Raw genomic sequence first — 14743 nt, 5'->3', positions numbered from 1 at the left:
TCCGGCCCATTTCCTCGCGGACCATGTCGCCCAGCGAACGGCCGTTGCGGCGGGTGGACAGGAACAGGACCATGAAGTCCTGCACGGCACCAGCCAGCACCACGCCGGCGATCAGCCAGAGCGTGCCAGGCAGGTAGCCCATCTGCGCGGCGAGCACCGGGCCGACCAGGGGGCCGGCGCCGGCGATGGCGGCGAAGTGGTGGCCGAAGAGGATGTGCTTGTTGGTCGGGACGTAGTCCAGGCCATCGTTGTTGAGGACCGCCGGGGTGGCCCGACGCGGGTCGAGCTGCATCACCTTGGTGGCGATGAACAGGCTGTAGTAGCGGTAGGCGACCAGGTAGATGGCCACGGCGGCGACTACGATCCACAAGGCATTGATCGCCTCGCCGCGACGCAGGGCGACCACACCCAGCGCGCAAGCGCCTATGACCGCCAGCGCCAACCACGGAATGTGGCGTAGCAGGCTATTATTGTTGTTCATGGTTCACTTCCAGCTGGTGGATTGGAAAAAGACCGCCCACCGAGTCTAGGGCGTGTCATCGCGCATTGCCATACTTGCTTTGATCTAGAGCCTCCGCGGCCCGTCAGCGGTACCTGATGCACAGACACAATCAACTATAGTCAGGAAGCACCCCCGGAGGGTCTAGCCATGAGCGAACACGACGAACGCCGCCGCTTCCAGCGCATCGACTTCGACGCCCCCACCGAGCTGCGCCAGGGCACACGGCGCTGGCCGGTGAAACTGCTCGACCTGTCGCTCAAGGGCCTGCTGATCGAGCGTCCCGAACCGTGGGATGCCGACCTGACCCAGGATTTCGACGCCATCATCCATCTCGACCCGCAGACCCGTGTACAGATGCAGGTGGAATTGCGTCATGAAGAACCCACCCGGCTCGGCTTCATCTGCCTTTATATCGACATCGATTCGATGACCCATTTGCACCGTCTTGTGGAACTGAACGTCGCCGACAGCACCGAAATGATGCGCGAGCTGCGCGAACTCATCGAATATTGATATCTCTTAGCCAGCTAACATTCTTCCCGCCATGTGTTTCCTGTCTACCCAGACAGCTTTCTGTTGGGTAGCAGCTGTGTTGTACACACCCCTCTAGCATCGCCTCTGCCAGCTTGGAACGCATTCTGCATTCCATTTGCCCGCACCTTGCGAACGCCCTTGTCCGCGCTCCGATCAAAATCTTGTATACAATTCTTGTGGTATTTGTTTGTAGGAATTGTCTACAGTAGCGACACAACAATAAACAGAGAGCCTGCTCCATGACTACGTCCCCTAGCACGTCTCCCGCCAAGCGCCCCGAGGATGAATATCTCGGGCTTGGCGCCAACCTGGCCTATGGTCTGCAGCATGTGCTGACCATGTACGGGGGGATCGTGGCCGTGCCCCTGATCCTCGGCCAGGCCGCGGGTCTGGCGCCCGCGGAGATCGGCCTGCTGATCGCCGCCTCGCTGTTCGCCGGTGGCCTGGCCACGCTGTTGCAGACCCTTGGCCTGCCGTTCTTCGGCTGCCAGTTGCCATTGGTGCAAGGGGTGTCCTTCGCCGGTGTCGCCACCATGGGGGCGATCCTCAGCAGTGAAGGCGGCGGTGGCCTGCAGGGCGTGCTCGGCGCGGTCATGGCGGCCTCACTGATCGGCTTCCTGATCACCCCGGTGTTCTCGCGCATCACCAAGTTCTTCCCGCCGCTGGTCACCGGTATCGTCATCACCACCATCGGCCTGACCCTGATGCCGGTCGCCGCGCGCTGGGTGATGGGCGGCAACAGCGCCTCGCCGGAGTTCGGTAGCATGGCCAACATCGGCCTGGCGGCACTGACCTTCGCCATCGTCCTGCTGCTGAGCAAGCTGGGCAACGCGACCATCTCGCGCCTGTCGATCCTCCTGGCCATGGTGGCAGGTACCCTGATCGCCTGGGCCCTGGGCATGACCGACTTCAGCAAGGTCAGCGAAGGCCCGATGTTCGCCTTCCCCAGCCCGTTCCACTTCGGCATGCCGACCTTCCACATCGCCGCGATCCTGTCGATGTGCATCGTGATCATGGTGACCCTGGTGGAGACCTCGGCCGACATCCTCGCCGTGGGCGAGATCATCGATACCAAGGTCGACTCCAAGCGCCTGGGCAACGGCCTGCGCGCCGACATGGCCTCGAGCATCCTGGCACCGATCTTCGGCTCCTTCACCCAGAGTGCGTTCGCCCAGAACGTCGGCCTGGTGGCGGTGACCGGGGTCAAGAGCCGCTACGTGGTGGCCACCGGCGGGGTGATCCTGGTGGTGCTCGGCCTGCTGCCGATCATGGGCCGGGTGATCGCCGCGGTACCGACGCCGGTACTGGGCGGTGCAGGCATCGTGTTGTTCGGCACCGTGGCCGCCAGCGGTATCCGCACCCTGTCGAAGGTCAACTACAAGAACAACGTCAACCTGATCATCGTCGCCGCCTCGCTGGGCTTCGGCATGATCCCGATTGCCGCGCCGAACTTCTACCACCACTTCCCGAACTGGTTCGAGACCATTTTCCACTCCGGCATCAGCTCGGCGGCGATCATGGCCATCCTGCTGAACCTGATCTTCAACCACTTCACCGTGGGCAACTCGGACCAGCAATCGGTGTTCGCTGCGGGCTACGAGCGTACCATCCAGTATTCCGACCTCTCGGCCCTGCGTGATGGCGACTACTTCAAGGACGGCAAACTGTTCGATGCCGACGGCAACGAGGTGCCGGTGCTCGAACCTGACGAACAGGGCGACGAGGCGCCCAGGCGCAAGGCGCTGGCAGAGCACTGATCGCCACCTGCGGCGGTCACGCAAGGGGAGCCGATGCGCATCGTCGGCTCCCCTTTTTTCATGTCGCGAAACTATCGGCCCCAATGCCACTTCACTGACCAGCCTTGGGGCTTGGATCACTCGAAGAGTGCATCCAAGGCCTGTTCCAGCCGGGTCACGGCAATCACTTGCAAACCGGCCGGGGCTTCCTTCGGCGCATTGCCCTTGGGCACGATGGCGCGCTTGAAACCGTGCTTGGCGGCCTCCTTGAGGCGCTCCTGGCCACTGGGCACCGGGCGTACCTCACCGGACAGGCCGATCTCGCCGAACACCAGCAGGCCATCGGCCAGCGGGCGGTTGCGCAGGCTGGACATGACTGCCGCCATCAATGCCAGGTCCGACGCCGTCTCCAGCACCTTGACGCCCCCCACCACATTGAGGAACACGTCCTGATCATGGGTGGGAATACCACCGTGCCGGTGCAACACCGCCAGCAGCATGGCCAGGCGGTTCTGGTCCAGGCCCAGGGTGACCCGGCGCGGGTTGGCCAGGTGGCTGTCGTCCACCAGCGCCTGGACCTCCACCAGCATCGGCCGGGTACCTTCCCAAGTCGCCATGACCACGCTGCCGGGCACTTCCTCCTGGGCGCGGTTGAGGAAGATCGCCGACGGGTTGGAAACCTCCTTGAGGCCCCGGTCGGTCATGCCGAACACGCCCAGCTCGTTGACCGCGCCGAAGCGATTCTTCACCGCCCGCAGCAGACGCAGTCGGCCATCGGACTCACCCTCGAAGTACAGCACGGTGTCGACCATGTGCTCCAGCACCCGTGGACCGGCCAGGGAGCCCTCCTTGGTCACGTGGCCGACCAGGAACACCGCCGTGCCGCTCTGCTTGGCATAGCGCACCAGCAATGCGGTGCTCTCGCGGACCTGGGCCACGCCGCCGGGCGCGGACTGCAGCTGTTCGGTGAAGATGGTCTGGATCGAGTCGATGACCATGACCCGGGGCTTTTCCTGGCGCGCCGTGGCGATGATCGCCTCGATGCAGGTCTCGGTCATCACCTTGAGCTGGTCCTGGGGCAGGCCCAGGCGCCGCGAGCGCATGGCCACCTGCTGCTGGGACTCCTCGCCGGTGACGTACAGCGCCGGCATGCGCGCGGCGACGTTGCACAGGGTCTGCAGCAGAATGGTCGACTTGCCGATCCCCGGGTCGCCGCCGATCAGCACCACCGAACCGTCGACCAGGCCACCACCGAGCACCCGGTCCAGCTCGGTACTGCCAGTGCCGAAACGTGGGATCTCCTCGACGCTGACCTCGGCCAGGGTCTTGATCTGTGCCTGTTGCCCGGCCCAGCCGGCACGCCCGCTGGGCGCCGCGGCACCGCCGCTCTCGATCAGGGTCTCGACCAGGGTGTTCCAGGCCCCGCATTCACCGCACTGGCCGGCCCATTTGGGGAAGGTCGCGCCACACTCGGTGCAGCCATACAAGCGCTTGGCCTTGGCCATGGGCTCAGTCTCCTGGAAAAAATCGCCATGATAGCCGAGCCGGACGTGCCTCGAACGTGCCGGGAAGCGACAAAACTATTCGATCTAACCGCAGTCTCTAGCATCGGCGTAACGCATGAAGCGCATAGCTGGCTTACACTGCGAATACCTTATCCATTTGTTACAAGGAATAAACCATGGGCATGCTCAGTGAATTCAAGGCCTTTGCGGTAAAGGGAAATGTCGTCGACATGGCCGTCGGTATCATTATCGGCGCGGCCTTCGGCAAGATCGTATCGTCCTTCGTGGGCGACGTGGTCATGCCGCCGCTGGGCCTGTTGATCGGTGGGGTGGACTTCAGTGACCTGGCCATCACCCTCAAGGCCGCCGAGGGCGACATCCCCGCGGTGGTGCTGGCTTATGGCAAGTTCATCCAGACGGTGATCGACTTCCTGATCATCGCCTTCGCGATCTTCATGGGCGTGAAGGTGATCAATCGCCTCAAGCGCGAAGAAGCCGAGGCCCCGAGCGCCCCGCCCGTGCCGACGCCCGAGGAGACCCTGCTGACCGAGATCCGCGACCTGCTCAAGAACCGTCAGCCCTGAGCGACTAGCCACGAGCTGCAAGCTGCAAGAAAAAGTCGATCGGTGTGATAGCTGCTTTTTCTTGCAGCTCGTGGCTTGCAGCTACCAGTAGTTCTCCACCGCCACCTGCCCCGGCCGCCGGCTCAGGCTCAACTGCAGGTCGCGCGCCTTCAGCACCTTGCGGGTGTCGTCGATCATGTCCGGGTTACCGCACAGCATGATCCGCGAATGCTCCGGTGACAGCTCCAGCCCCGCTGCCTTCTCCAGTTCGCCATGCTCGATCAGCGTGGTGATCCGCGCATTCAACGCCCCAGGGTACCGCTCGCGGGTGACCACCGGGATGAACTGCAGCTTGCCGGCGAACTCGGCCAGGTAGTCACGCTGCTCCAGGCCGGCGATCAGGTCCAGGTAGGCCAGTTCCTTGGCCTCGCGCACCGAATACACCAGCTTGATATTGTCGAATCGCTCCCAGGCTTCGAAGTCTTGCAGGATCGACATGAACGGCGCGATACCGGTGCCGGTGGCCAGCAACCACAGGTCACGGCCACCCACGAAACGGTCGAGGGTCAGGTAGCCGAAGGCCTGGCGATCGATGAGCAAGTGATCGCCCTCGCCCAGGCGGCTCAGCTCGCTGGTGAACTCGCCGCCCGGCACGACGATGGAGAAGAAGTCGAGGAACTCGTCATGGGGGGCGCTGACCATCGAGTAAGCCCGCCATACCACGCTGCCATCGGCCTTGGTCACGCCCAGACGGGCGAACTGCCCGGAACGGAAACGAAACCCAGGGTCGCGGGTGACCCGCAGGGTGAACAGATTGGGGGTCAACGGCTGGACGTCGAGCAGGGTCTGGCGGGTGAACTTGTCGGCGCTGGCAGTCATGACGGGCTCCATCGATCAGGAACGCCCAGTGTCGCCCAAAGCGCCGGGGATGAACACCGATGGTTTGTAGGGCCTCGTGCGGCGCTCGTCGGCGAGCACGGTCTATAACAAAATATTCCGAACAAATTGCTAGGTCTTTTCCTACAATCATCCGGTAGCGGAATTTTGGATCCATCTAGAGTCCAGAGGGAGCCGACTCATGCCACAGTGGAAAACCCAACAACTGCAATTGCTGCTCGAGGAGCGGGAGCCACAACGACTGTTCGATCGCGCCCTTGGCCTGGTCCAAGATCTGGACATGACCTACCTGGGCCTGGCGCTGTACCTGCCCATCGCCGCCCATCCTCCGCAGGTGGTGCGCTACAACAACTATCCAGGCGAATGGAACGCCCACTGCCAGGGCGGCGAAGCGCTGCGCGAAGACCCGGTCGTCAACAGATGCCATCGCACCACGATGCCCGTCCTCTGGCACGATGAGTTGTACCACGAGGTTCCCCACCTGCGCGAAACGGCCTGCAGCCATGGTTTGTGTCACGGCTGGACACAATCGGTGCACGACCTGCAGCACAACGAAACCCAACTGAGCGTGGCCAGGCCACAAGGAGCGATCGACACCGCCGAATTCTACGAGAAGGCCGCCCAGGTGCTCTGGCTGTGCAATAGCCTGCATGCCCTGCTCTGCGAGTATCACCTGGCGCGGCTCGCCCCCGAGCCCAGCCTGAGCGACCGGGAGCTGGAGGTCCTCAAGTGGTCCGCCGCCGGCAAGACCGCCTCGGACATCGCCTGCATCCTTTCGCTGTCGACCAGCACCGTGAACTTCCACATCCGCAGCGTGATCACCAAGACCAACGCCGCCAACAAGGCCGGAGCGATCGCCATCGCCGCCACCCGCGGCCTGCTCTGACGCCAGGCACAAAGCCCTGTAGAATCGCGCACCTGAAGCTCGTCGTGGCCTGCGATGGGCAGTTTCGCACCCGAGCCAACGCCATGCCCCTGCTGACCAGCCCCTTCGCCGAACTCGACCTGATCCGCCAGCCGGAACAGGCCAACGATCCCCTGCAAGCCTTCGATGCCGCGGACCACTACCTGCTGGAGCACCTGGCCGGCCAGGCACCGGGGGCCGGTTGCCGGGTACTGGTGCTCAATGACAGCTTCGGGGCCCTGGCCGCCAGCCTGGCCGGGCACCTGGACGTGGTCAGCAGTGGCGACTCGCACCTGGCCCACCTGGCCCTGGAAAAGAATCTGGTACGCAATGGCAAGCCCTACGACAGCGTGCCCTTCGTGCCCGCCAGCGAACGCTGGCAGGGCCCGTTCGATCGGGTACTGGTGCGTGTGCCCAAGGCCCTCGCCCTGCTCGAAGAGCAGTTGATCCGCCTGCAGGGCCACCTGGCGCCAGGCGCCCAGGTGATCGCCGGCGCCATGATCAAGCATCTGCCGCGTGCCGCAGGCGACCTGATGGAAAAGTACATCGGCCCGGTGCAGGCTTCGCTGGCCCAGAAAAAGGCACGCCTGCTCACGGCCAGCGTCGTCGACGAGCGTCCCGCCGCGCGTTCGCCCTACCCCACCCGCTACCGCCTGGAATCCCCCGCCCTGGAGCTGGTCAACCATGCCAATGTGTTCTGCCGCGAAGGGCTGGACATCGGTACCCGTGCCTTCCTGCCGCACCTGCCCCGCGACCTTGGCCAGGCCCGTGTCGCCGACCTGGGCTGCGGCAATGGCGTGCTGGCGATCGCCAGTGCCCTGGCCAACCCCGACGCGCACTACACGCTGGTGGATGAGTCGTACATGGCCGTGCAGTCGGCCCGGGAGAACTGGCGAGCGGCGCTGGGCGAACGCGAGGTAACGATCCGCCCCGCCGATGGCCTGGCCGGGCAGGACAAGCAGTCGCTGGACGTGGTGCTGTGCAACCCGCCGTTCCACCAGCAGCAGGTGGTCGGCGATTTCCTTGCCTGGCGCATGTTCCAGCAGGCCCGTGAAGCGCTGGTGATCGGGGGCGCGCTGTACATCGTCGGCAACCGCCATCTGGGTTATCACAGCAAACTGGCGCGGTTGTTCCGTGGGGTAGAGCAGGTGGCGGCGACGCCGAAGTTCGTGGTGCTCAAGGCGCGCAAGTAGGGCCTATCAATGCAGATCCGTTAGCGTTTCTGCTGCCATTTGGGGCTGCTTCGCAGCCCCTGTTCTGGCCCCCCGAGGGACTCAATGCGTACTGAGCCCCGCCGCACTCATGAACATCCTCATCAGCCAGGCCACCACCCCAAGGGCGGCGACGCTGGCCGCCCAGATCAGCACCAGCCAACCCAGGCGCTGCCACAGTGGCTTTTTCTCTCCAACGTTCATCGCCGCGCCCCCTCAGTGATAGCCCTGATCATGGGTCACCTTGCCACGGAACACGTAGTAGCTCCAGAAGGTGTACCCCAGGATGAACGGCAGGATGAACAACGTGCCCACCAGCATGAAGCCCTGGCTCTGCGGCGGAGCCGCGGCATCCCAGATGGAGATCGACGGCGGGATGATGTTCGGCCACAGGCTGATGCCCAGGCCGCTGTAGCCGAGGAAGATCAGCACCAGGGTCAGCACGAACGGGGTGTAGTGGGCATTGCGTGCCACCGCCCGCAGCAGCCCGTAGAAGGTCACCAGCACCAGGATCGGCACCGGCATGAACCAGATCAGGTTGGGCAGGCTGAACCAGCGCTCGGCGATCTGCGGATAGGCCAGCGGCGTCCACAGGCTGACGATACCGATCACCACCAGTAGCACCAGCGCCAGGGGCCGAGCCAGGTCATGCATCTGCTGCTGCAGCGGGCCTTCGGTCTTCATGATCAGCCAGGTGCAACCGAGCAAGGTGTAGGCGACGATCAGGCCAAGCCCGCTGAACAGGCTGAACGGGGTGAGCCAGTCCAGCGAACCACCGGCATAGTGGCGATCGACCACCTTGAAGCCTTCGATGAAGGCACCCAGGGCCACGCCCTGGAAGAAGGTGGCGACCAGCGAACCCCAGATGAAGGCCTTGTCCCAGATGTGGCGCTTGGCGGCCGTGGCCTTGAAGCGGAACTCGAACGCCACGCCGCGGAAGATCAGCCCCACCAGCATGAGGATCAGCGGCAGGTACAGCGCCTCCAACACCACCGAATAGGCCATGGGGAACGCACCGAACAGTCCGGCGCCGCCCAGCACCAGCCAGGTTTCGTTGCCGTCCCATACCGGGGCGACGGTGTTCATCATCACGTCACGGTCACGCTCGCCCTTGACGAAGGGGAAGAGCATGCCGATCCCTAAGTCGAAGCCATCCATCACCACGTACATCATGACGCCGAAGATGATGATCACGGCCCAGATCAACGGAAGATCGATACCCATGGCTCAGTTCCCCTTGTTCAGGCTGGCGGCGTCGGCATCGATGCCGTCGTCATCGGCGGCGGACAACGGCCGTGCCGGCGTGCGTTTCTGCCCCGGCCCACCGGGTTTGTGCTCGTCGCCCTCGCCGGTCTGCGGCCCCTTGCGCACCAGGCGCATCATGTAGCCCAGGCCCGTGCCGAACAGGGCGAAGTAGACCACCACGAAAATCACCAGGGTCAGGCCGAGCTGGGTGTAGCTGTGGTTGGACACGCCATCGGCGGTCCGCATCAGGCCGTAGACCACCCAGGGCTGGCGGCCGACCTCGGTGGTGAACCAGCCGGCAAGGATGGCGATCAGGCCCGACGGGCCCATCCACAGGGTCAGGTAAAGGAACGGCCGCGAACTGTACAGCGTGCCGCGCTTTCGCAGCCACAGGCTCCACAGGCCGACGAAGATCATCAGCAGGCCCAGGCCGACCATGATGCGGAACGACCAGAACACGATGGTCGAGTTGGGCCGGTCCTCGGGGGGGAACTCCTTCATCGCCGGGACCTGCTTGTCCAGGCTGTGGGTCAAGATCAGGCTGCCCAGGGCCGGGATCTCGATCTTGAAGCGGGTGGTCTCGGCCTGCATGTCGGGAATGCCGAACAGGATCAGCGGCGTCGGCTCGCCGGGCACGTTCTCCCAGTGGCCTTCGATGGCCGCGATCTTCACAGGCTGGTGCTTGAGTGTATTGAGGCCGTGGAAGTCACCGATCACCGCCTGGATCGGGGCAACGATCAGGGCCATCCACATGGCCATCGAGAGCATCTTGCGCACGGCCGGGTTGTCACGCCCGCGCAGCAGGTGCCAGGCGGCCGAGGCGCCGACGAAGAAGGCCGTGGCGACGAACGCAGCGGTGGCCATGTGCATCAGGCGGAAGGGGAAGGACGGGTTGAAGATCACCGCCAGCCAGTCCACCGGCACCACCCGACCATCGATGATCTCGTGGCCCTGGGGGGTCTGCATCCAGCTGTTGGAGGCGAGGATCCAGAAGGTCGACACCAGGGTGCCGAGGGCGACCATCAGCGTGGAGAAGAAGTGCAACCCCCGACCGACACGGTTCCAGCCGAACAGCATGACGCCGAGGAAGCCCGCCTCGAGGAAGAAAGCGGTCAGCACCTCGTAGGTCAGCAAGGGGCCGGTGATGGCGCCGGCGAAATCGGAGAAACGGCTCCAGTTGGTGCCGAACTGGTAGGCCATGACCAGGCCGGAGACCACGCCCATGCCGAAGTTGACGGCGAAGATCTTCGACCAGAAGTGGTAGAGGTCACGGTAGACGTTGTTGCCGGTCTTCAGCCAGAGGCCTTCGAGAACCGCCAGGTAGCTCGCCAGGCCAATGGTGATGGCTGGGAACAGGATGTGGAAGGATACGGTAAACGCAAACTGGATTCGGGCGAGCTCCAAGGCCTCTAAACCGAACATAGTGCTTCCTCTTCAGGTAATCCGGCGTCCAGGCCGATGGCCTTCACGCCCACAGCCCCCACGGTTATCGAGTGCGGCGCGCTGGAATTGTTCTGTTCGATCGCAGGGAGTCCGGCCATCAGGCCGAATCGTTGCATCTGGAACTATTGATCCAGGTCAACGACTGCTGGAAAGCATAGACGCGAATGGCCGGATGGGGCGTGTGGTTGATTGCCGCGTGACCGGTTGCCTCACCCGGTTGCAAACGGGCGGCCTGGATGATCCCGTTGGCTGCCTTGCAGCCCATCGCCGGCAAGCCCCACACAGGGTCCTTCGTCAGCGCATGCCCTCTGAAGAAGTAACTATTTGTTACAGCCAGATGATACCCTGCATCCCCTCTACCACCGAGGTTGCAGATCTGCGATGCCCGACTCCACCCCGCTGCTGTTGCGCCACCACCGCCCCTTCCTCGCCTTCTGGCTGGCCCGTGTGTTCACCGCCAGCGGCTTCCAGATGCTCACCGTGGCCATCGGCTGGCACCTCTACCAGTTGACCGGCAACGTCCTGGACCTGGGCTGGGTCGGCCTGGTGGAGTTCGCGCCGCGGGTGCTGTTCATGCTGCACACCGGCCACGTGGCCGATCGTTACGACCGCCGCCGTGTCGCCGCCCTGTGCCAGACCCTGCAGGCCTCGATCGCCCTGGCCCTGGCAGTGGGCAGCGCCACCGACAATGTCAGCCGCGAGCTGATCTTCATCCTCGCCTTCCTGCTCGGCGCCACTCGCTCCTTCGAAATGCCGGCGACCCAGGCCCTGCTGCCCAATGTCGTACCGCCAGGGCTGTTTCCGCGAGCCGTGGCAGCCTCGGCCTCGGCGACCCAGTCAGCGACCATCGTCGCTCCGGCCGTGGGTGGTTTCCTCTATGCCTTCGGCAGCCTCTGGGTGTATGCGCCGACGGTCGCCCTGTACACCATCGCCTGTCTGCTGACCCTGAGCCTCGACGCTCGCCAGCAGCTCCCCCAGCGCGGCCGCGCCAACCTCGAATCGCTGCTGGCCGGCATCCGTTTCATCCGCAGCCGCCGGGACATCTTCGGGGCCATTTCCCTGGACCTGTTCGCCGTGCTGCTCGGTGGCGCCACGGCGCTGCTGCCGGTATTCGCCAAGGACATCCTGCTCACCGGCGCCTGGGGCCTGGGCCTGCTGCGCTCGGCGCCGGCGGTGGGAGCGCTGATGATGTCGCTGTGGCTGGCGCGCTTCCCGGTGGAGCGCAAGGTGGGCCTGATCATGTTCACCGCCGTCGGCGTGTTCGGCGTGGCGACCATCGCCTTCGGCCTGTCCACCTCGTTCTGGTTCTCCCTGGCCGTGCTGGTGGTGCTCGGTGCGGCCGACATGATCAGCATGGTCATCCGCGGTGCCTTCGTGCAGTTGGAGACACCGGATGAGATGCGCGGGCGGGTCAGTGCGGTGAACGGCTTGTTCATCGGCGCCTCCAACCAACTCGGAGAGTTCGAGTCAGGGGTGACGGCGCACTGGTTCAGCACGGTGCCGGCGGTGGTGCTGGGCGGCGTGGGCACGCTGGTGGTGACCGGGGTGTGGATGAAACTGTTCCCGACCCTGGCCAAGCGCGACCGGTTGCACGAAGGCTAGGCATGTGCCGAGCCTGCGCCGCGGTATGCCACCCACCCCACCCGTCCCGGCGCCCATAGGCCCCCGCCATCCATGCTGGTATGATGCGCGGCTTTTTTCAGCCCCACGCAAATCCACGGCATCCGCTACGGTCTGTGCTTTGCTGATGGGGTCGATACATTCACGGCGCCGGGGGCGCCTTGGGGAGCGGGCATGCTGGAAAGGCTGTTTCAACTAAGAGCACACAACACCAACGTGCGCACCGAGATACTCGCGGGCGTCACCACCTTCCTGGCCATGGCCTACATCCTGTTCGTCAACCCGAGCATCCTCGGCGAGACCGGCATGGACAAGGGTGCGATCTTCGTCGCCACCTGCCTGGCCGCGGCCATCGGCTCAGCGACCATGGGCCTGATCGCCAACTACCCGATCGCCCTGGCGCCCGGCATGGGCCTGAACGCCTTCTTCACCTATACCGTGGTCCTGCACATGGGTCACACCTGGCAGGTCGCGCTGGGTGCGGTGTTCCTCTCGGCGGTGCTGTTCTTCCTGTTGTCGATCTTCCGTATCCGCGAGTGGATCGTGAACAGCATCCCGCTGCCGCTGCGCTCGGCCATCGCGGCGGGCATCGGCCTGTTCCTGGCGCTGATCGCCCTGCACAACGCCGGCATCGTGGTCGACAACCCGGCGACCCTGGTGGGCCTGGGTGACCTCAAGCAACCCGCGCCGATCCTGGCGACCCTTGGCTTCTTCCTGATCGTCGCGCTCGAATCGCTGAAGGTGCGCGGCGCGGTGCTGATCGGCATCCTCGCGATCACCCTGGCCTCGATCCTGCTGGGCGTGACGCCGTTCGGCGGCATCGTCTCCATGCCACCGTCGCTGGCGCCGACCTTCCTGCAGCTGGACATCGCCGGCGCCCTCGACGTGGGCCTGGTCAGCGTGATCTTCGCCTTCCTGTTCGTCGACCTGTTCGACAACTCCGGCACCCTGATCGGCGTGGCCAAGCGCGCGGGGCTGATGGGCAAGGACGGCTACATGCCGAAGATGGGCCGAGCCCTGATCGCCGACAGTACCGCGGCCATGGCCGGCTCCCTGCTGGGCACCTCGACCACCACCAGCTACATCGAATCCGCCGCGGGCGTGAGTGCGGGCGGGCGTACGGGCCTGACCGCCATCGTGGTCGCCATCCTGTTCCTCCTGGCGCTGTTCTTCGCCCCACTGGCCGGCAGCGTACCGGCCTTCGCCACCGCCCCGGCGCTGCTGTTCGTCGCGGTGCTGATGGCCTCGGGCCTGGCGGAAATAAACTGGGACGACGTCACCGAGGCCGCGCCCGTGGTGGTCACCGCCCTGGCCATGCCGCTGACCTACTCGATCGCCAACGGCATCGCCTTCGGTTTCATCGCCTGGACCGCCGTCAAGCTGATCTCCGGTCGCTACCGCGACCTGAACTCGGCCCTGGTGATCCTGTCCATCCTGTTCGTCATCAAGCTGGGCTGGCTCAACGCATGAGTGCTGTCTTCGATCCTTCCACCTATGCCACGCAACTGGACGCCAAGGTCACCCGCCTGCGCGAGCTGCTGGCACCGTTCGACGCGCCGGAACCGGCCGTGTTCGACTCGCCGCGCGAGCACTATCGCCTGCGCGCCGAATTCCGCCTGTGGCGCGAGGACGGCCAGCGCCACTACGCGATGTTCGCCCCGGGCGAGAAGCACACGCCGATCCTGATCGACGACTTCCCCATCGCCAGCCAGCGGATCAATGCCTTGATGCCGCGCCTGAAAGCCGCCTGGCAGGCCAGCGAGGCGCTGAGCAACCGGCTGTTCCAGGTGGAGTTCCTCACCACTCTGGCCGGCGATGCCATGGTCACCCTGTGCTACCACCGCCCGCTGGACGAAGCCTGGGAAATCGCCGCGCGACAGTTGGCCGACGAGCTGGGCGTCAGCATCATCGGCCGTTCCAAGGGCAAGCGCCTGGTCATCGGCCGCGACTATGCCGTGGAAAGACTCGAGGTGGCCGGCCGCGTGTTCAGCTACCGCCAGCCGGAAGGCGCCTTCACCCAGCCCAACGGCGCGGTGAACCAGAAGATGCTGGGCTGGGCCTTCGAGGCCATGGGCGAGCGTGATGACGACCTGCTGGAGCTGTACTGCGGCAACGGCAACTTCACCCTGCCGCTGGCCACCCGCGCGCGCCAGGTGCTGGCCACCGAGATCAGCAAGACCTCGGTCAATGCCGCGCTGAGCAACCTGGATGAGAACGGTGTGGATAACGTTCGGCTGGTGCGCCTGTCGGCCGAAGAGCTGACCCAGGCCCTGAACGAGGTTCGCCCGTTCCGCCGGCTCGAAGGCATCGACCTGAAGGGCTATGCGTTCGGCACGGTGTTCGTCGACCCGCCGCGTGCCGGCATGGACCCGGACACCTGCGAACTGGCCCGGCGCTTCGAGCGCATCCTGTACATCTCGTGCAACCCCGAGACCCTGGCGGCGAACATCGCCCAGTTGCACGACACCCACCGCATCGAGCGCTGCGCGCTGTTCGACCAGTTCCCGTATACCCACCACATGGAAAGCGGCGTGCTGCTGGTACGGCGCTGACCGCACGGGCGCTATCGCCGGCAAGCAGGCT

At 64.8% G+C, this 14743-nt stretch carries 14 protein-coding genes; 8 read left to right on the top strand and 6 right to left on the bottom strand.

Annotated elements, in window-relative coordinates:
* A partial coding sequence (locus tag WCE05_RS19675; protein WP_368816415.1) for a carbon starvation CstA family protein occupies positions 1–481 on the bottom strand: 481 nt, incomplete at its 3' end.
* A 168-nt stretch (positions 482–649) separates the two neighbouring features.
* On the opposite strand from WCE05_RS19675, the gene WCE05_RS19670 reads away from it, so the two are divergent.
* Both WCE05_RS19670 and WCE05_RS19665 read left to right on the top strand, forming a co-directional pair.
* Positions 650–1015, top strand: coding sequence for a PilZ domain-containing protein (locus WCE05_RS19670; RefSeq protein WP_225790513.1), 366 nt, complete (start codon positions 650–652; stop codon positions 1013–1015).
* Between the two features lie 260 nt (positions 1016–1275).
* On the top strand, positions 1276–2793 hold the full coding sequence (locus tag WCE05_RS19665; protein ID WP_225790514.1) for a nucleobase:cation symporter-2 family protein: 1518 nt from the start codon (positions 1276–1278) through the stop codon (positions 2791–2793).
* Positions 2794–2909: 116 nt separating this feature from the next.
* On the opposite strand, the gene radA is transcribed toward WCE05_RS19665, so the two are convergent.
* Entirely contained in the window at positions 2910–4277 is a 1368-nt protein-coding gene (radA, locus tag WCE05_RS19660) for a DNA repair protein RadA (protein WP_225790515.1), read from the bottom strand.
* A gap of 176 nt (positions 4278–4453) precedes the next feature.
* Between radA and mscL the strand changes: the two genes are divergently transcribed.
* The gene (gene mscL, locus WCE05_RS19655; RefSeq protein WP_225790516.1) at positions 4454–4861 is read left to right on the top strand and encodes a large-conductance mechanosensitive channel protein MscL; all 408 of its coding nucleotides are present in this window, start codon (positions 4454–4456) and stop codon (positions 4859–4861) included.
* 81 nt (positions 4862–4942) lie between these two features.
* On the opposite strand, the gene WCE05_RS19650 is transcribed toward mscL, so the two are convergent.
* A complete protein-coding gene (locus WCE05_RS19650) occupies positions 4943–5719 on the bottom strand; it encodes a ferredoxin--NADP reductase (protein WP_225790517.1) in 777 nt (258 codons plus the stop codon).
* A gap of 199 nt (positions 5720–5918) precedes the next feature.
* Here WCE05_RS19650 and WCE05_RS19645 point away from each other — a divergent pair, with 199 nt between their 5' ends.
* Positions 5919–6623: an autoinducer binding domain-containing protein gene (locus WCE05_RS19645; protein ID WP_225790518.1), complete on the top strand. Its 705-nt coding sequence runs from the start codon at positions 5919–5921 to the stop codon at positions 6621–6623.
* A gap of 83 nt (positions 6624–6706) precedes the next feature.
* Positions 6707–7834 (top strand): methyltransferase, encoded by a 1128-nt coding sequence (locus WCE05_RS19640; protein WP_225790519.1) that lies wholly within the window; start codon positions 6707–6709, stop codon positions 7832–7834.
* A gap of 81 nt (positions 7835–7915) precedes the next feature.
* On the opposite strand, the gene WCE05_RS19635 is transcribed toward WCE05_RS19640, so the two are convergent.
* The 3 genes from WCE05_RS19635 to WCE05_RS19625 are packed head-to-tail and all read right to left on the bottom strand — an operon-like array spanning position 7916 to position 10519.
* A complete protein-coding gene (locus tag WCE05_RS19635) occupies positions 7916–8056 on the bottom strand; it encodes a DUF2474 domain-containing protein (RefSeq protein ID WP_225790520.1) in 141 nt (46 codons plus the stop codon).
* Between the two features lie 12 nt (positions 8057–8068).
* Positions 8069–9076, bottom strand: a complete 1008-nt coding sequence (cydB, locus tag WCE05_RS19630) for a cytochrome d ubiquinol oxidase subunit II (RefSeq protein ID WP_225790521.1) — start codon at positions 9074–9076, stop codon at positions 8069–8071.
* Between the two features lie 3 nt (positions 9077–9079).
* On the bottom strand, positions 9080–10519 hold the full coding sequence (locus WCE05_RS19625) for a cytochrome ubiquinol oxidase subunit I (protein WP_225790522.1): 1440 nt from the start codon (positions 10517–10519) through the stop codon (positions 9080–9082).
* A gap of 402 nt (positions 10520–10921) precedes the next feature.
* Between WCE05_RS19625 and WCE05_RS19620 the strand changes: the two genes are divergently transcribed.
* The 3 genes from WCE05_RS19620 to trmA all read left to right on the top strand — a co-directional run bounded on the left by WCE05_RS19620 (position 10922) and on the right by trmA (position 14712).
* Positions 10922–12142, top strand: a complete 1221-nt coding sequence (locus tag WCE05_RS19620; RefSeq protein ID WP_368816414.1) for an MFS transporter — start codon at positions 10922–10924, stop codon at positions 12140–12142.
* 192 nt (positions 12143–12334) lie between these two features.
* Complete coding sequence (locus WCE05_RS19615; RefSeq protein ID WP_368816413.1) at positions 12335–13630, top strand: NCS2 family permease; 1296 nt, start codon at positions 12335–12337, stop codon at positions 13628–13630.
* Positions 13627–14712, top strand: a complete 1086-nt coding sequence (trmA, locus tag WCE05_RS19610; protein ID WP_368816412.1) for a tRNA (uridine(54)-C5)-methyltransferase TrmA — start codon at positions 13627–13629, stop codon at positions 14710–14712. Before WCE05_RS19615 ends, trmA begins: the two co-directional genes overlap by 4 nt.
* Positions 14713–14743 lie beyond the last annotated feature (31 nt).

It is taken from the genome of Pseudomonas sp. I2, assembly GCF_040984075.1.
Lineage (GTDB): Bacteria > Pseudomonadota > Gammaproteobacteria > Pseudomonadales > Pseudomonadaceae > Aquipseudomonas > Aquipseudomonas guariconensis_B.
Note: the sequence above shows the minus strand (reverse complement) of the source record. Positions and strands in the feature narration are given on the sequence as shown.